Annotated in this window: 15 protein-coding genes; 12 read left to right on the top strand and 3 right to left on the bottom strand. The window is 65.0% G+C overall.

The window, feature by feature from the left end:
* Positions 1-129 precede the first annotated feature (129 nt).
* Positions 130-717 (top strand): Yip1 family protein, encoded by a 588-nt coding sequence (locus A5892_RS16130; RefSeq protein WP_064123654.1) that lies wholly within the window; start codon positions 130-132, stop codon positions 715-717.
* 12 nt (positions 718-729) lie between these two features.
* On the opposite strand, the gene tsaA is transcribed toward A5892_RS16130, so the two are convergent.
* Positions 730-1,452, bottom strand: a complete 723-nt coding sequence (tsaA, locus tag A5892_RS16125) for a tRNA (N6-threonylcarbamoyladenosine(37)-N6)-methyltransferase TrmO (protein WP_064123653.1) — start codon at positions 1,450-1,452, stop codon at positions 730-732.
* A gap of 211 nt (positions 1,453-1,663) precedes the next feature.
* Between tsaA and A5892_RS16120 the strand changes: the two genes are divergently transcribed.
* The 3 genes from A5892_RS16120 (at position 1,664) to A5892_RS16110 (ending at position 3,283) form a co-directional block, all read left to right on the top strand.
* Positions 1,664-2,242 carry a GNAT family N-acetyltransferase gene (locus tag A5892_RS16120; RefSeq protein ID WP_064123652.1) on the top strand — a complete coding sequence of 193 codons (579 nt, stop codon included), beginning with the start codon at positions 1,664-1,666 and terminating at the stop codon, positions 2,240-2,242.
* A 17-nt stretch (positions 2,243-2,259) separates the two neighbouring features.
* Entirely contained in the window at positions 2,260-2,757 is a 498-nt protein-coding gene (locus tag A5892_RS16115) for a hypothetical protein (RefSeq protein WP_064123651.1), read from the top strand.
* 94 nt (positions 2,758-2,851) lie between these two features.
* Positions 2,852-3,283: a cysteine hydrolase family protein gene (locus tag A5892_RS16110; protein ID WP_064123650.1), complete on the top strand. Its 432-nt coding sequence runs from the start codon at positions 2,852-2,854 to the stop codon at positions 3,281-3,283.
* On the opposite strand, the gene ddlA is transcribed toward A5892_RS16110, so the two are convergent.
* Positions 3,258-4,358 (bottom strand): D-alanine--D-alanine ligase, encoded by a 1,101-nt coding sequence (ddlA, locus tag A5892_RS16105; RefSeq protein WP_064123649.1) that lies wholly within the window; start codon positions 4,356-4,358, stop codon positions 3,258-3,260. The genes A5892_RS16110 and ddlA overlap by 26 nt on opposite strands.
* Positions 4,359-4,448: 90 nt before the next feature.
* Positions 4,449-5,075, bottom strand: coding sequence for a glutathione S-transferase family protein (locus A5892_RS16100; protein WP_064123648.1), 627 nt, complete (start codon positions 5,073-5,075; stop codon positions 4,449-4,451).
* 428 nt (positions 5,076-5,503) lie between these two features.
* Between A5892_RS16100 and ampD the strand changes: the two genes are divergently transcribed.
* From ampD to A5892_RS16060, 8 genes are all read left to right on the top strand, one after another.
* Complete coding sequence (gene ampD, locus A5892_RS16095; RefSeq protein ID WP_223302708.1) at positions 5,504-6,061, top strand: 1,6-anhydro-N-acetylmuramyl-L-alanine amidase AmpD; 558 nt, start codon at positions 5,504-5,506, stop codon at positions 6,059-6,061.
* 484 nt (positions 6,062-6,545) lie between these two features.
* Positions 6,546-9,227: a pyruvate dehydrogenase (acetyl-transferring), homodimeric type gene (gene aceE / locus A5892_RS16090; protein ID WP_064123646.1), complete on the top strand. Its 2,682-nt coding sequence runs from the start codon at positions 6,546-6,548 to the stop codon at positions 9,225-9,227.
* Positions 9,228-9,304: 77 nt separating this feature from the next.
* The gene (gene aceF / locus A5892_RS16085; RefSeq protein ID WP_064123645.1) at positions 9,305-11,290 is read left to right on the top strand and encodes a pyruvate dehydrogenase complex dihydrolipoyllysine-residue acetyltransferase; all 1,986 of its coding nucleotides are present in this window, start codon (positions 9,305-9,307) and stop codon (positions 11,288-11,290) included.
* Between the two features lie 253 nt (positions 11,291-11,543).
* Positions 11,544-12,200 (top strand): adenylate kinase, encoded by a 657-nt coding sequence (adk, locus tag A5892_RS16080; RefSeq protein ID WP_064123644.1) that lies wholly within the window; start codon positions 11,544-11,546, stop codon positions 12,198-12,200.
* Between the two features lie 8 nt (positions 12,201-12,208).
* Positions 12,209-12,940: a tRNA (adenosine(37)-N6)-threonylcarbamoyltransferase complex dimerization subunit type 1 TsaB gene (gene tsaB, locus A5892_RS16075; protein ID WP_064123643.1), complete on the top strand. Its 732-nt coding sequence runs from the start codon at positions 12,209-12,211 to the stop codon at positions 12,938-12,940.
* Between the two features lie 2 nt (positions 12,941-12,942).
* On the top strand, positions 12,943-13,692 hold the full coding sequence (locus A5892_RS16070) for a class I SAM-dependent methyltransferase (RefSeq protein ID WP_082890631.1): 750 nt from the start codon (positions 12,943-12,945) through the stop codon (positions 13,690-13,692).
* Positions 13,693-14,075: 383 nt separating this feature from the next.
* Positions 14,076-15,404 (top strand): IS110 family transposase, encoded by a 1,329-nt coding sequence (locus A5892_RS16065; protein ID WP_064121411.1) that lies wholly within the window; start codon positions 14,076-14,078, stop codon positions 15,402-15,404.
* 581 nt (positions 15,405-15,985) lie between these two features.
* Positions 15,986-17,314 (top strand): IS110 family transposase, encoded by a 1,329-nt coding sequence (locus tag A5892_RS16060; protein WP_064122123.1) that lies wholly within the window; start codon positions 15,986-15,988, stop codon positions 17,312-17,314.
* Positions 17,315-17,550: the final 236 nt, after the last annotated feature.

The raw sequence follows: 17,550 nt of genomic DNA, 5'->3' as shown, positions 1-17,550 counted from the left end.
GAGACCAAGGTCGCACATCGTGATCGCGCTGAGCGACTAGAGTAAAAGTCTAGGGCCGCCGCGCCGCACGGGCGCGCTCCTTCGCACCAGCCTGCCGGCTGCGGCCCGCGGCGGGTGAGGAGTCATCGCATGGTCAATCACGTATGGGGCCTGCTGGCCCACCCGCACCGCGAATGGCGCCAGATCCGCGGTGAACACGAAAGCGTCTCTCATCACTACCTGCATCACGTACTGCTGCTGGCCGCCATCCCGGTGATCTGTGCGGTCATCGGTACCACTCAGGTCGGGTGGCAGATCGGTGGCTCGAGCATGCGGATCGAAACCGGTACCGCGGTGGTGCTCGGGGTGGTGTTCTACATCCTGATGCTGGCCGCGGTCTATGCGATGGGATCGGTGATCCATTGGCTTGCCAGGCGCTACCCTGATCGGCCGAGCCACCGGCGCTGCGTGGTGTTCGCCGGCTACATCGCCACACCGCTGTTTTTGAGCGGGCTGGTCGCGCTCTATCCCGCGCCGCTGCTCTGGGCGGTGGTGGGGCTGGTGGCGCTTTGCTACACCGGTTACTTGCTCCAGGCGGGGATCCCCGACTTTCTCGATATCGATCGCCGAGAGGGGATGGTGGTTTCCGGCTCCGCGTTCGCGATCGGGGTGCTGGTGCTCGAGGCGCTGCTCGCCGCGGGCGTGCTGCTGTGGGGCTATGGGATCCACATGTTCTAGCCCCGGGGACGGTCAGGGGCGTTTCCAGGCCCGCAGGTCGATCACTTCGACCTGCGGGCCGTTTTCCGTCGCGCAGAGGCGAAAGCCGACATCGAGGTCGGCGAGCCGCACGCCGTAGCGTCGCGCTGGATCGATGGGATGATAGGCAGGGCGAGGGTCCTGGGCGAGTACGTCCTCGATCAGCGCGCGCAGCGACGCGCCATCGGCGCGACTGGCGAGCTGGGCTTCCACCTCGGCGCTGAAGCGTACCGGCAGCAGCTCGGGCGGGGCGGGGGCGAAGCCGGCGCGCGCGTGTTCGGCACCGTCGGCCCAGGGCAGATAGGGCTTGATGTCGACCACCGGGGTGCCATCGACCAGGTCATGGCCGCGCAGCACCAGGCAGACGCCATCATCGAGCTCGACGCCCACCAGTTCGACCAGCGAGAGGCCGAGCCGGTTGGGCCGGTGCGTTGCGCGCGAGGCGAATACCCCGGTCTTGCGGTTGCCGCCGAGCCGCGGTGGCCGCACCAGCGGCGTCCAGCGGGGCGGACTGAGGTGAAAGACGAAGGTCAGCCATAGGTGGCTGAATGCATCGATGCCGCGCACCGCATCCGGCTGGGCGAACTCGCCGAGCAGGCGCAGGCGCGCGGTCGCGGCGCGGGCGAGCCCGGGCTGGCGAGGGACGCCGAACTTGTCCGGGTAGCAGCCTTCGATCAGGCCGATCGGCGCGAGGGCGTAGTGAGAGGCGCAGGGCATGGCCGGGGTCCGAGAATACGTCGAGGGGATCGCCGCGCAGTCTAGCAAGCAGTGGCGGCGGTCGGCGAGATCGGCGTTGTGGCGTCGGCTCGACGAGTTGGGTAGGCTCTCTGTGCTTCCACCCATGCCGGGCGAACCCGTCGCGGCATTCGTGGTCCATTGCGTATGCCAGCGCCGGCTGGCACCCACGTCTTTTCGACCGGAACGACCGATGATCGAACCTCAACGCCATCGTCCCTCCGATGCGCTGCTCGAACGCGTCCGCCTGCGCCTGGCCCGGGACCAGGATGCCGTGGATCAGGCCGAGGTCTTTCACCACGCGATCATGCGCGGGGCCGCGGGCCACTATGATCTCGACCAGCGCGAGGCCTGGGCCTGCGCGCTGCCGCGCGACCCCGGCGCCTGGGTGATGCGCCAGCTGCGCTATCGCACCTTGGTCGCCGACCTCGACCGCCGCTGCGTCGGTTTCTGTGAGCTCGACCTGCCGCATGGCCGCATCAGCATGCTCTATGTCTGGCCTTCGCTGCAGGGGCGCGGGATTGGCGCCTGCCTGCTCGCCGCGGCGCTCGACCAGGCCCGCGCCGAGAAGCTCGCCCATCTCGATATCGATGCCAGCCTGGTGCTCGCGCCCAGGCTCGAGCACCTCGGCTGGCGCAGGCTTTCCAGCGAGCGGGTCGAGCGCGGTGGGGTGGTGCTTGAGCGCCTGCGCTATCGCTATACCCTCGGCCACGCCGGCTTCGACCAAACGCCAAGCACCGACCGTTCGCAACGGATGGTCGCCAGCAGATGAGCAGGAGTGATCAGCACGTGACTTCCCTTGGGCAGCCCGCCGCAGCGGGTGACGAGTTCTTCAGCGAGCCCCGGCGCAACCTGGTGATCCTGGGTATCGGGCTGAGCGTGCTGCTCGCTGGCGCGGTGACGATCCTGGTCGTCTCCGCTCGCGAGCAGCGCCTGCTCGAGGCGCTGCCGCTGGTCCTGGTGATGGCGGCCTGGGCTGCGCTGCTGGCTCATCATCTCCATCGGCGCAAGCGCTGCACCCCGGCGCTGCGCCTCGAGCGCGAGCGGCTGCGCTACATGGGTGGGTCGCTGTTTTCACCGCGCATGATCAGCCTGCGCTTCGACGAGATCGAATGCCTCGAACGCGGTGGCCATGTCACCAACGTCAGGCTGCGGCTCAACCACGGCAGGCACAGAGCCAGGGTCGTGCCGATCGGCATGCTGGCGCGTGCCGACCGCCGCCGCTTCGTCGAAGCGCTGAAGACACGGGTGCCCACCTGTCCACCGCGCGAGCGCCGCAAAGCATGATCGGATAAGTCCGCTAGCGGCGACGCAGTGCCTTGAGCGGGAGGGCCGCAGGCGATTAAGCCCAAGCCTTCCCGCCGCTCCCCGAGGTTCTGCCATGAGTGCCACCGCCCTGCTGCTTATTGACGCGCAGAACTCCTTTACCGCCCGTGACTACTGGCAGGCAGAGCGTTATCAGGCCTTCGTCCCGCCTCTGCGCCGGCTGATCGACGCAGCCCACGCGGCGGCGATGCCCCTGGTGCGCATCCTCCATGCCGAGCCGGGCGGCGGTACGCCTTTCGATCCAGCCCTCGGCCTGGTCACGCCATTGCTCGAGTTCACTGATCGTGCAGCGGTCACCTTCACTAAACGGGTTCACAACGCTTTCACCGACACTGGACTCGAGGCCTGGCTGCGCGAGCATGGCATCCGGCGGGTGGTGATCTGCGGCATCCGTACCGAGCAGTGTTGCGAGACCACCGCGCGGATGACGCCGCGCCCTGGCGGGCGCGACGGTGTAACGTTCAGCGCTCGCTGCGGGAGCTCTTGAGGGCGAGGTCCTGGGTATGGCGCTCGCGGGCGAGTGCGATCAGCGTGGTCAGAAGTTCGCTGTAGGAGAGCCCGCTTGCTTCCCAGAGTTTCGGATACATGCTGATCCGGGTGAAGCCTGGGAGGGTGTTGACCTCGTTGACCACTACTCGGTCGTCCTCAGTGAGGAAGACATCGACCCGCGCCATGCCCTGGCATTCGAGCAGCGCGAAGGTCTCGAGCGCCACGGCCTGGATCGCTTCGGATTGGGCGTCGGTGAGCTCGGCTGGAATCGAAAGTCGCGCGCCGCTCTCGCTGATGTACTTGGTGTCGTAGGAGTAGAACTCGTCGCTGAGCAGGATCTCGCCGCAGAGGCTGGCTCTGGGGGCGTCGTTGCCGAGCACCGCGCATTCGATCTCGCGGCCTTCGATCGCCTGTTCGATCAGTACCTTGTGATCGAATGAGAACGCCTCATCGAGGGCGCGTTCGAATCCCGCCCGGTCGACCACCTTGCTGACCCCCACCGAGGAGCCTTGGCTCGCCGGCTTGACGAACAGTGGCAGACCGAGCTGGTCGACCACGGCATCGAAATCGAGGCTGGCGCGGCGGGTGCGGGTGACGCTGACGAAAGGGGCCACCTGCAGCCCTGCGTCGCGCAGCAGTCGCTTGGCCACATCCTTGTCCATGCAGATCGCCGAGCCGAGCACCCCGGAGCCGACCTGGGGCAGGTCGAGGATGCGCAGCAGCCCTTGCAGTGAGCCGTCTTCTCCGAGGGTGCCGTGGACGATCGGGAATATCACGTCGAGCTGGGCGAGCGCACCTGCGTCCGCTTCGAGCCATTGGCCATGGCTGCGGCCGGGCATCACGGCGAGGTCGCGATTCGACTCGCGCAGCGCGATCCGCGAGGGGTCGTCGGCATCGAGCAAGAAGTTGGAGGCATCGTTCAGATGCCACTGCCCCTGCTTGTCGATGCCGATCATCGTGACCTCGAAGCGGGTCTTGTCGAGGGCGTCGACGATGTTCTTCGCCGACTGTAGGGAGACTTCGTGCTCAGCGGATTTTCCGCCGAAGATCAGGCCGATGCGTGTCTTGGTCATGGCGTCGCTTGGCTGCTGGTGGGGCTTGGCCAGAGTCTAACATGGTGCCAGGCGGTTGCCGCCCCGTCCGGGGCGGGCCTGCGCTCGGGCTCAGCTCAGCGGGACGGCGACCCAGTGGAGAAACGCCGGGCGTTCGGCGAGACGGCGCTGCCAGTCTTCGAGCGCGGGCAGCGAGGGGCGCTCGAGGCCGGGAAGGGCGTACCAGCTGTAGACCAGTACACCGAGCGGGATGTCGCCGATACCGAAACTCTCGCCGCTGAACCAGGCAGACTGCGCGAGCTCGGCATCGGCGATTCGCATCGACGCCTCAAAGCTCGCCGCCGCCGGGACGACCGCCTGGGCATCCCGCCGCTCCGGGGGGCTGCGCACCAGGTGCTTGACCAGCACTGCGAAGGGAGCGGACAGGGAGAAGCTGCACCAGTCCATCCAGCGCTCGGCACTGGCGCGCCCCTCGAGAGTCGCCGGCAGCAGCGTCGAGTCGTCGCCGTGGCGGGCAAGCAGATAGCGGATGATCGCGTTGGATTCCCACAGCACGAAGCCATCGTCCTCGATGCAGGGTACCAGGCCGTTGGGGTTCATCTTCCTGAACTCTTCGCCGTCGACCAAGCCGAAAGCGCCGCCGGCATCGATGCGCTCGAAGCGCAGGCCCAACTCCTCAGCGCACCACAGTACCTTCTTGACGTTGCTCGAGTTGGCCCGTCCCCAGATCCTCAGCATGCTCGACTCCTTTGCGTACAAGACGAAATGAAAACGGACGGGCGATGGCGCATCGATACGCCTGGGACCCGTTCATCGATCATACGCGACTCGCCGCCGTTCGGTCAGGAGATGAAATCGACCACTGCTCGTTGCACCCTCGCGCCGCTTCGGAGGTTGTTGAATCCCGCCCGGATGCAGGCTGTGCGCCCGCCAGGCAGGGACGAGTGCCCGCGCAAGGATTGTCCACCGGGCCGATTGGCGTAGAGTGGTGTCCACATCGTGCGCGATGGGCTGGACGCTAGACGATGGTCGCAGCGCTTCTCAGCGTACGTTTCCTAAGCTTTGCAACTGGATCATCCCGTGTCGACACAGCTTCTCTTCGCTTTCGCCACCGCTTGTCCGCTCATCGGTCCGAGCCCGGCTAAGCCGTACGCGGAATGCCGGCGGTGATCGGGCCGGTCGAGGAGCACTGGCTGCGCGGCGTGCGGCGCTGCCGCTCGCCGAACCAGGACCAGCGGCCCGAGGGCGAGGTATCGGCGCTGGTGCTGCACTCGATCTCGCTTCCTCCGGGGGTGTTCGGCGGCGACGAGATCGAGCGGCTGTTCACCAACACGCTCGACCACGCCGCCCATCCCTACTTCGCAGGGATCGAGGGGCTCAGGGTCTCGGCTCACCTGCTGATTCGTCGCGATGGCGAGTGCGTACAGTTCGTTGCCTTCGATCGTCGCGCCTGGCACGCCGGTCAGTCGCAGTGGGAGGGGCGTTCGCGGTTCAACGACTTTTCGATCGGCATCGAGCTCGAGGGTGACGAGCGCTCGTTTACGCTGGCGCAGTACCGTGCGCTCGCGACCGTGTTCGCCGCGCTGTCCGCCGCCTATCCGGGGCTCAATGAGGGGCGAATCTTCAGCCATCAGCAGATTGCACCTAGACGAAAGTATGATCCCGGGCCGAGTTTCGATTGGGCGCTGTTTCGCCGGATGATTGGAAGTGGTTTCCATAGTTGAAAGCGGTGCGGGTGAGTGTGGTACGCCGCGTCAGCCCGGATCTTTACGCCGGGATCGAGCGGAGCGGCCGGCGTTGCCCGTTTGGCGGGTAAGCGCCATTTCGACCCGGATCGGGCGCATCTCGCCTTTTCGCCGAAGATTGCCGAATTCGCGGCATATCCTTATCTCGATAGCCAGGCTTTTTTTCCAACCAGGCCGGCGTGAGCGTATCGTCCACTGCGGAATGCATATCCATTATTCGGCCCGGTGAAACCGCCGGCTTGGGCGCAAATGGCCGAATTGGCAGCCCTTTTGGATTGCGGTATCTTTCCGAACGTTTCGTTACCGTGGCGCTTTATCTCTGATACGCGGCCTGCCGGCCACGCTGGTTCCCGCCCATTCGCCCGGTGACCCTGTCGCTCGCTCCCGTACGACGTGCCAAGGTGCGCGCCGCCCGCTCGAAGCTCTGCGGTGACAGACCCTCATTTCCCATTCGGAGACGTCCATGAATCTCGAGGCAAGAGAAGATATCGATCCGATCGAAACCCAGGAGTGGTTGGATTCCCTGGTATCGGTCATGGATCGTGAAGGCGACGAGCGCGCCCGGTACCTGCTGAGCCGACTGGCGGACCGTATGCGTCGCGACGGCATGCAGCCGGCCTTCTCGGTCAACACGCCTCATCGCAACACCATCCCGGTGCATCGCGAGGCGAAGATGCCCGGCGATATGTTCATCGAGCGGCGGATCCGTTCGGCGGTGCGCTGGAACAGCGTCGCCCAAGTCATCCGCAGCAACAAGAAGCACAAGGGCCTCGGCGGCCACCTGGCCAGCTACATGTCCAGCTGTACGCTCTACGAGGTCGGTTTCAACCACTTCTTCCGCGGTGGCAATGGCGAGACCAAGGGCGACTTGATCTACTTCCAGGGCCACATCGCCCCGGGCATCTATGCGCGCTCCTTCCTCGAAGGCCGGCTCACCGAGGAGCAGCTCGACAACTTCCGCCAGGAAGTCGACGGCAAGGGTATCTCCTCCTACCCGCACCCCTACCTGATGCCGGACTACTGGCAGTTCCCGACCGTGTCGATGGGGCTCGGTCCGTTGATGGCGATCTACCAGGCGCGGATGATGAAGTACCTCGACGCGCGCGGGCTCGAGCCGATGGGCGATCGCAAGGTATGGGCCTTCCTCGGCGACGGGGAGTGCGACGAGGTCGAAACCCTCGGTGCCATCCACGTCGCGCGCCGCGAGAAGCTCGACAACCTGATCTTCGTGATCAACTGCAACCTCCAGCGCCTCGACGGGCCGGTGCGTGGCAACGGCCGGATCATCGACGAGCTCGAGGGCATGTTCCGCGGTGCCGACTGGAACGTGATCAAGGTGGTCTGGGGCGGTCTCTGGGATCGGCTGTTCGCCATGGACAAGCAGGGCTACCTGCAGAAGGTCATGGACGAGACCGTCGATGGCGAGTACCAGAGCTACAAGGCCCAGGGCGGTAAGTACACCCGCGACAATTTCTTCGGCAAGTACGAGCAGACGCTGAAGATGGTCGAGTCGATGTCCGACGAGGACGTCTACCAGCTCAACCGCGGCGGCCACGATCCGCAGAAGGTCTATGCGGCCTACCACGAGGCGTTCCACAACGCCGATGGTCGTCCGACCGTGATCCTCGCCCACACCGTCAAGGGCTACGGCATGGGCGGTGGCCATGGCGAGGCGGACATGGAGGCGCACCAGATCAAGTCGATGGACGCGGACGCCCTGAAGGTGTTCCGCGATCGCTTCGACATTCCGGTCAGCGACGAAGCGCTCGAGCAGGGCATGCCGTACTATCGTCCTGAGGAAGATACGCCGGAGATGCGCTATCTCCACGAGCGCCGGGCCAAGCTCAACGGCTATTTGCCTGCGCGCAACGGCGACTTCCAGGCGCTTGAGATCCCCACGCTCGACGACAAGATCTTCTCCAGCCAGATCAAGGGAACGGGCGACCGTGAAGTGTCCACCACCATGGCCTTCGTGCGGATCCTCAACGGTCTGCTCAAGGACAAGGCGCTGGGTTCGCGGGTGGTGCCGATCATTCCCGACGAGGCGCGTACCTTCGGGATGGAGGGGCTGTTCCGTCAGGTCGGGATCTACGCCAACGAAGGGCAGAAGTACGAGCCCAGCGACGCCGGCCAGATCATGTACTACCGCGAGGACCGCAAGGGCCAGATCCTGCAGGAAGGGATCAACGAGGCCGGTGCGATGTCCTCGTGGATCGCCGCGGCCACCTCCTATGCCAACTATGACCTGCCGCTGCTGCCGTTCTACATCTACTACTCGATGTTCGGCTTCCAGCGCATCGGCGATTTGGCCTGGGCGGCCGGTGACATGCAGGCGCGGGGCTTCCTGCTCGGCGGCACCGCCGGGCGTACCACGCTCAACGGCGAGGGGCTGCAGCACCAGGATGGCCATAGCCACGTGATCGCCTCGACCATCCCCAATTGCCGGACCTACGATCCGACCTACGCCCATGAGGTGGCGGTGATCGTGCGCGAGGGCCTGAAGCGGATGTACCAGGACAAGGAAAGCTGCTTCTATTACCTCACCCTGATGAACGAGAACTACGTTCACCCGGAAATGCCGGAAGGCTGCGAGGAAGGCATCGTGCGTGGCATGTACCGGCTGTCCGAGGTCAAGGGCGCCAAGCCGGCGGCACGGGTCCAATTGCTGGGTTCGGGCACCATCCTGCGCGAGGTCGAGGCGGCTGCGGAGCTGTTGCGCGATGACTTCAACGTCGCCTCCGACGTCTGGAGCGTGCCGAGCTTCAACGAGCTGCGTCGCGAAGCGCTGGAGGTCGATCGCCAGGCATTCCTCAACGTCGACGCCGAGCCAGCCAAACCTTGGATCACCCAGTGTCTGGAAGGACGCGAAGGGCCAGTGATCGCCAGCACCGACTACATCAAGCTCTACGCCGACCAGGTGCGTGCTTGGGTTCCGGGTGATTACCACGTGCTCGGTACCGATGGCTTCGGCCGTTCCGACACCCGTGAGAAGCTGCGCCACTTCTTCGAAGTCGACCGCTACTTCGTCACCATCGTCGCGCTCAAGGCGCTGGCCGACCAGGGCAAGGTCGAGCGCAAAGTGGTCAAGCAGGCGATGGAGAAGTACGGCATCGACGCCGATAAGGCCAATCCGCTGACTGTCTGAGTCGCGACCGAACAGACCCCGGCGCGGTGCGTCCGCGCGGGGTTTCCAGATACTGGCGTGGTGAGAGGAGCGCGAACTTGAGTAGCGAAATCATCAAGCTCCCCGACATCGGGGACAGCGAGGGCGTCGAGATCATCGAGATCTCCGTCAAGGAAGGCGACCAGATCGCTGCCGAAGACACTCTGATCGTGCTGGAGTCCGACAAGGCCTCCATGGACATCCCGTCGCCCAAGGCAGGCAAGGTCAAGCGCGTGCTGGTCAAAGAGGGCGACAAGGTTTCCTTCGGTGACGAAATCGTCGAGCTCGAGCTCGAGGGCGGCGACGAGATCGAGGCGCCCGCGAAGGCCGAAGCCGCCGCCGAGCCGAAGGCCGAGGAGCCGGCGCGCGAGCAGCCGTCGGCCTCCGCCTCACAGGGGAGCGGTTCTCGCGAAGTCGAGATCAAGGTGCCCGACATCGGTGAGGGCGCGGTCGAGATCATCGAAGTGGCGGTTAAGGCCGGTGACCAGGTCGAAGCGGAGGATGCGCTGATCACCCTCGAGTCCGACAAGGCCTCGATGGATGTGCCGAGCCCGCACAAGGGCAAGATCATCGAGCTCAGCGTGAAGGAAGGCGACAGTGTCTCCACCGGCGATGTGATCGGACGGATGGAGATCGCAGGCGAAGGTGCCGCCGAGCCGGCCGAAGAGGCGCCCGCCAAGGCGCAGGCGTCGAGCGAAAGCGCCGAGACCGAAGCAGAGCCTGAATCGGCCGCGGCGGCCAGCGGTGAGCCGGAGCGCAAGGAGCTGCGGGTGCCCGACATCGGCAGCGACGACGCAGTGCCGGTGATCGAGGTGGCGATCAAGGTCGGTGACGAGATCGAGGCCGAGGGCACGCTGCTGACGCTCGAGTCGGACAAGGCCTCGATGGACGTACCGAGTCCGTTCAAGGGCAAGGTCGTCGAGGTCGCGGTCAAGGAGGGCGATGCGCTCAAGCAGGGCGACCTGATCGGCTACATCGAGGTGGCCGGCGCGGCCAAGCCGGCGCCCAAGGCACAGCCCAGCAAGGCAGAGCCAGGCAAGGCCACACAGCCCGAAGCCGCGCCAGCCGTCGCCCGCGAGCCGAGCACCGAGTCGCTCAGCGCCGAGCAGCGCGAGGCAAAGCCGGTCGTCCATGCGGGACCCGCGGTCCGGCAACTCGCCCGCGAGCTTGGCGTGGCGCTCGAGCAGGTCAAGGGCAGCGGTCCGCGTGAGCGAATCCTCAAGGAGGACGTCCACGCCTACGTCAAGCAGTTGATGAGCCAGGCTGGTGCCGCTAAACCGGCCGCCGCCGCCGCACCCGCCGCGGGGGCTGGCATTCCGCCGATTCCGGCGGTCGACTTCAGCCAGTTCGGTGAGGTCGAGGAGAAGCCGATGGGTCGTCTGCTCAAGGCAGGTGCGACCAATCTGCATCGCAGCTGGCTGAACGTGCCCCACGTGACCCAGTTCGACGAGGCCGATATCACCGAGCTCGAGGCGTTCCGCAAGAGCATGAAGGAGGAGGCGGCGAAGCAGGGAGCCAAGCTGACCCCGCTGCCATTCATGATCAAGGCCAGTGCCTATGCGTTGAAACGCTTCCCGCAGTTCAACGTCTCGCTGCATCCCGATGGCGACAAGCTGGTATGGAAGAAGTACGTCCATATCGGTGTCGCGGTCGATACGCCCGACGGGCTGATGGTGCCGGTGCTGCGCGATGCGGACAAGAAGAGCGTGCTCGAGATCGCGGTGGAATTCGCCGATCTGGCCAAGCGTACCCTGGACAAGAAGCTCAAGCGCGAGGAGATGACTGGCGGCTGCTTCACCATCTCGAGTCTGGGCTCGATCGGTGGTACCGCCTTCACGCCGATCGTCAATGCGCCCGAAGTCGCGATCCTTGGGGTGTCGAAAGCGCAGATGAAGCCCGTGTGGGACGGCAAGGCCTTCCAGCCTCGGCTGATGCTGCCGCTGTGCCTTTCCTACGACCACCGGGCGCTCAACGGCGCGGACGCTGCGCGTTTCACCGCGTTCCTTGCCGAGCTGCTCTCAGACATTCGTCGATTGGTGCTCTGAAGCGAGCGTAGATGCGGCATTCTGGCACTCAGCCGGGGTCGCGTCGAATCGAGGCAAGCGGTATAGTCGGGTCAGTGCAGCACCGACAACCTAGCGAAAAGCGGCCCACGTGGGCCGCTTTTCGTTGCGCGTGGCGCCGCTTTGAGCCCGTAGCATCGACCGCCGCTGGGCATCGGGGAGAGCACTGAAGGCTTCGCCCCCTGGTCGGGAACGGGCGCTGATACCAAGTAGAGCAACGAAGGAGCGCAGGCTAATGCGTTTGATACTGTTGGGCGCCCCGGGCGCCGGCAAGGGTACCCAGGCGAAGTTCATCTGCGAGCGCTTCTCGATCCCGCAGATATCCACTGGCGACATGCTGCGCGCTGCGATCAAACAAGGCAGCGAACTGGGCCGCCAGGTCGAGCAGGTAATGAAGGAAGGCAAGCTGGTCTCCGACGATCTGATCGTCGCCCTGGTCGAAGAGCGCATTCGCGAGCCCGACTGTGCCAACGGCTTCCTGCTCGACGGCTTCCCCCGCACTATCGCGCAGGCCGACGCGCTCAAGGCGGCCGCCGTGTCCATCGACCACGTGGTCGAGATCGCGGTGCCCGATGAAGAGATCATCAGCCGCCTTTCCGGCCGGCGCGTGCATCCCGATTCCGGGCGTATCTATCACCTCGAGCACAATCCGCCCAAGGTCGAGGGCAAGGACGATGTCACCGGCGACGCGCTGATCCAGCGCGATGACGACAAGCCGGAAACCGTGCGCCATCGTCTCGATACATATCACCAACAGACCGAGCCGCTGGTCGGCTACTACCGCGACTGGGCGGCCAGCGAGCCGGACAGCGCGCCGAAGTGCCATCGCGTCGAAGGTGTCGGCGATCTGGAGCAGATCCGCGCTCGGCTGCTCGCCGTGCTCGAAGGCTGAGGCAAGCGATGAGCGAGCACCTGCTGCTGGCGCTGGATGCCTCCTCCAGCGCCTGTTCGGTGGCGCTGTGGCGGGGCGATGCCAGCGGCAGGGGCGAACTGTTCCAGCGCTACGAGATCGCCCCGCGCCAGCACACCCAGAAGCTGTTGCCGATGGTGGATGCGGTTCTGGGTGAGGCGGGAGTGGCGCTTTCGAGCATCGATGCCCTCGCCTACGGCCATGGCCCCGGTTCGTTCACCGGCATCCGCATCGCCGCGGGCGTGGCCCAGGGCCTGGCCTTCGGCGCCGGGCGAGCGCTACTCGGGGTCTCGACGCTCGAAGCGCTGGCGCTCGATGCATACCTGCGCCACGGCACCGAACTGGTGCTGGCGGCATTGGACGCGCGAATGGGCGAACTCTACACCGGGGCTTTTCGCATCGAGCGTGAAGCCGGTTGGATCCAGGCGGTAGGTCTCGATGGTGAGCAGGTCATCGAACCCAGCGCGCTGCGACTGCCCGCGGCCGTGCCCGGTGACTTCTTCGGCGCCGGCGCGGGATTCGGCCACCTCGAGTCATTCGACGCCGGGGTACGCGCCCGCATCACCCGGTTCGAGGCCACTCTCGAGCCCGATGCCCGCGCGATCGCGCTGATCGCCGCGCGCGGCTACTTCCTGGGGCTGGCGCGTCCGCCTGCCGAGGTCCAGCCGGTCTATCTGCGCAACGAAGTCGCCAGTCGCTCCCAGCGCGGTCCGCTCGATTGAATCTGGTTGCGCTGCAAGGGGACCCGGCGAGGATCGAGGCGTTGGCGGCGCGCTACGGGCTGGCGTGCGGAAGTGATGCCCGATTCGCGCTTCGCCTCACGCCGGACGGCCTCGAGCTCGCCGGCGGCGAGGCCGAATACGGCGCCCCGGTGCGGGTGGACTTCGTCGCCGGGCGTGCCGACCATCGCCGTCGCTTCGGCGGTGGTCGAGGCCAATTGGTCGCTCGCGCCTGTGGCTTCAAGCCCGGTGTCGTCCCCTCGATCATCGATGCCACCGCCGGCCTCGGCCGCGATGCCTTCGTGCTCGCGAGCCTCGGCGCGCAGGTGCTGATGATCGAACGGGTCGGCGCGATCGCCGCGCTGCTCGAGGATGGCTTGAATCGTGCCGCGCTATCCGCCGAGGTAGCCCCGATCGCCGCACGGATGCGGCTATGCCATGGCGACGCCGCCGGACGGCTGGCCGAAATGGTCGCAGCGAGCGGTGTGGTTCCCCAGGTGGTGCATCTCGACCCGATGTTCCCGCATCGCGACAAACGCGCGCTGGTGAAAAAGGAGATGCGGCTCTTTCGCGAGCTCGCCGACACCGACGACGATGCACCGAGACTGCTCGAGGCCGCGCTGGATGTCGCCACCCACCGGGTGGTGGTCAAGCGCCCGAAAGGCGCCGCCTCGCTCGCAGGCCCCGCTCCGCAGCACGTGGTCGAAGAAAAGAACAGTCGCTACGACCTCTACGTCCATCGCGCGCTGCGCTGAACAGCGGTCTCCCGCCCGATCAGCGGTTGAACAGCCAAAGCAGCGCCGAGAGCGCGAGGCTGACCAGTGTCTAGGAGAGGACATCCGGCTCGTTCGTGGTTAGCCGGCGAGGAGCAGCCCAGCCACCGTTCGTGGTGAGCCTCCTGTGCCATCGCGATGGCACTGCGCATGGACCTTGAACCCGAGTAGCATGGCTGTGTTGCCGCAAGCAGCGTGGCCGCATGTCTTTTGGTGCCGGGTGCCCGGTGGTGAGAATGGCTCTGGTCGTGGGCTGCTGCGCATTATGGTGAGCCTGGCTTCCCGTTGGAAAGATTTGTCTTCCCAGAACACGACCGGGCTTGCGGTAACCCTTTCTCCATCGACCCGTTCCCAGGAGCTATGAGATGGCCCACTTACCGGTATTGGATCCATTGGCAGCCTTCGTGGATGTCGGCAGCGAGCAGATGTATGTGTCGATTGCCGGGGGGGAGCCGAAGGTCTTCGGCACGTTCACGGCACAGCTGCATGAGCTACGTGACTGGCTGTTGTCGCAGAAGGTGAAGTCGGTGGCCATGGAGGCCACGGGGATCTACTGGCTGCCTCTGTACAGCGTGCTGGAAGCCGCGAAGCTACAGGTGCTGATGGTCAACGGTAAGCACACCCGCAATCTGCCGGGTCGCAAGACGGATATGAAGGATTGCCAGTGGGGAGCGACGTTGCACGCGCACGGACTCTTGCGGGCAGGCTTCGTGCCCCCAGCCGAGATCCGGCGCTTGCAGGATTACCTGCGACTGCGCCAGGACCACATCACGCTGGCCGCAGGGCATGTGCAGCATCTGCAGAAGGCCTTGGAGCGGATGAACATCAAATTGCACGATGTCATCAGCAACCTGGTGGGCCGCAGCGGCATGGCGGTGATCCGGTCGATGCTCGAGGGTGAACGCGATCCTGAGCGACTGCTGGCTTTGTGCGACGTGCAGATCCGCCAGCAGAAGGCCGAACGGATCAAAGCCTCTCTGCAAGGGACCTGGGCCGAGGAGCATCTGTTCGCGTTGCGCCAGGCGCTGGAAAGCTGGGAGCACTACCAGCGTTTGATCAGGGCTTGCGACCAACAGATCGAAGCGGTGCTCCGTTCGATCGACGTCGATCCTCCGACGTCGCCGCCGTCCAAGGCGCACAAGCGAGGCGGTGCCAATGCACCCCAGATCGATGACCTGCATCCGATGCTGGTGGCTCTGTGTGGAGGCAATGATCTCACCGTGCTTCCCGCCCATACGGACTACAGCGTCCTGCAACTCATAGGTGAAGTGGGAACCGACCTGACCCAGTGGCCGACCGAGAAACACTTCACCGCTTGGGCCGGGCTGGCCCCCGGGAGTCATCAGAGCGGTAAGCGCCAACGCTCGGCCAAGCGCAGGCGTAATCGTGCTGGGCGCCTGTTTTGCGTCATGGCCCGCAGCCTCGCCCGCAGCAAACACATTGCGCTGGGCGGTTTTTACCGTCGGATGGCGGGTCGCCGAGGTGGATTGATCGCCAATATCGCCCTGGCGCGCAAACTCGCGGCGCTGTTCTGGCGCGTCATGGTCAAAGGATTGGACTATGTCGAACACGGACTCCAGTACTACGAGGCACAGGCGCTGGAAACCAAACAACGTTCCATGCGTCGACTCGCCAAGCAGCTCGGGTTCTCCGTGACGCCTATCCAGACTGAAGCTCAAAATGCTTCTGCCTGAAAGTTGAGGAAGAACGATATGACGACCGCCCAATCTCCCCCCTGATCATCCCCCTGTCGAGGAGAACTCGGAGGGGGTTCATGGAAAGGAGCGAGGACCCTTCGACTCGCGGTACTCGCTCAGGATGCTCGGATGCGTCTCGAACCACGGCCTCATCGCCGCCGCACGATCCCTCGACTGGCGCCCCCATTGCCGAGCCGGTACCTGCCCGTGGCGTGTACAGGCGCCGCTCGGGACGAACGGATTTATTGGTCCGTTCGTGTCCTTCGATACGCTTCGCTTACTCAGAATGCTCGGATAGCCGGCGAGGAGCAGCCCAGCCACCGTTCGTGGTGAGCCTCCTGTGCCATCGCGATGGCACTGCGCATGGACCTTGAACCCGAGTAGCATGGCTGTGTTGCCGCAAGCAGCGTGGCCGCATGTCTTTTGGTGCCGGGTGCCCGGTGGTGAGAATGGCTCTGGTCGTGGGCTGCTGCGCATTATGGTGAGCCTGGCTTCCCGTTGGAAAGATTTGTCTTCCCAGAACACGACCGGGCTTGCGGTAACCCCTTCTCCATCGACCCGTTCCCAGGAGCTATAAGATGGCCCACTTACCGGTATTGGATCCATTGGCAGCCTTCGTGGATGTCGGCAGCGAGCAGATGCATGTGTCGATTGCCGGGGGGGAGCCGAAGGTATTCGGCACGTTCACGGCACAGCTGCATGAGCTACGCGACTGGCTGTTGTCGCAGAAGGTGAAGTCGGTGGCCATGGAGGCCACGGGGATCTACTGGCTGCCCCTGTACAGCGTGCTGGAAGCCGCGAAACTACAGGTGCTGATGGTCAACGGTAAGCACACCCGCAATCTGCCGGGTCGCAAGACGGATATGAAGGATTGCCAGTGGGGAGCGACGTTGCACGCGCACGGACTCTTGCGGGCAGGCTTCGTGCCCCCAGCCGAGATCCGGCGCTTGCAGGATTACCTGCGACTGCGCCAGGACCACATCACGCTGGCCGCAGGGCATGTGCAGCATCTGCAGAAGGCCTTGGAGCGGATGAACATCAAATTGCACGATGTCATCAGCAACCTGGTGGGCCGCAGCGGCATGGCGGTGATCCGGTCGATGCTCGAGGGTGAACGCGATCCTGAGCGACTGCTGGCTTTGTGCGACGTGCAGATCCGCCAGCAGAAGGCCGAACGGATCAAAGCCTCTCTGCAAGGGACCTGGGCCGAGGAGCATCTGTTCGCGTTGCGCCAGGCGCTGGAAAGCTGGGAGCACTACCAGCGTTTGATCAGGGCTTGCGACCAACAGATCGAAGCGGTGCTCCGTTCGATCGACGTCGATCCTCCGACGTCGCCGCCGTCCAAGGCGCACAAGCGAGGCGGTGCCAATGCACCCCAGATCGATGACCTGCATCCGATGCTGGTGGCTCTGTGTGGAGGCAATGATCTCACCGTGCTTCCCGCCCATACGGACTACAGCGTCCTGCAACTCATAGGTGAAGTGGGAACCGACCTGACCCAGTGGCCGACCGAGAAACACTTCACCGCTTGGGCCGGGCTGGCCCCCGGGAGTCATCAGAGCGGTAAGCGCCAACGCTCGGCCAAGCGCAGGCGTAATCGTGCTGGGCGCCTGTTTTGCGTCATGGCCCGCAGCCTCGCTCGCAGCAAACACATTGCGCTGGGCGGTTTTTACCGTCGGATGGCGGGTCGCCGAGGTGGATTGATCGCCAATATCGCCCTGGCGCGCAAACTCGCGGCGCTGTTCTGGCGCGTCATGGTCAAAGGATTGGACTATGTCGAACACGGACTCCAGTACTACGAGGCACAGGCGCTGGAAACCAAGCAACGTTCCATGCGTCGACTCGCCAAGCAGCTCGGGTTCTCCGTGACGCCTATCCAGACTGAAGCTCAAAATGCTTCTGCCTGAAAGTTGAGGAAGAACGATATGACGACCGCCCAATCTCCCCCCTGATCATCCCCCTGTCGAGGAGAACTCGGAGGGGGTTCATGGAAAGGAGCGAGGACCCTTCGACTCGCGGTACTCGCTCAGGATGCTCGGATGCGTCTCGAACCACGGCCTCATCGCCGCCGCACGATCCCTCGACTGGCGCCCCCATTGCCGAGCCGGTACCTGCCCGTGGCGTGTACAGGCGCCGCTCGGGA

The organism is Halotalea alkalilenta (assembly GCF_001648175.1).
Lineage (GTDB): Bacteria > Pseudomonadota > Gammaproteobacteria > Pseudomonadales > Halomonadaceae > Halotalea > Halotalea alkalilenta_A.
Note: the sequence above shows the minus strand (reverse complement) of the source record. Positions and strands in the feature narration are given on the sequence as shown.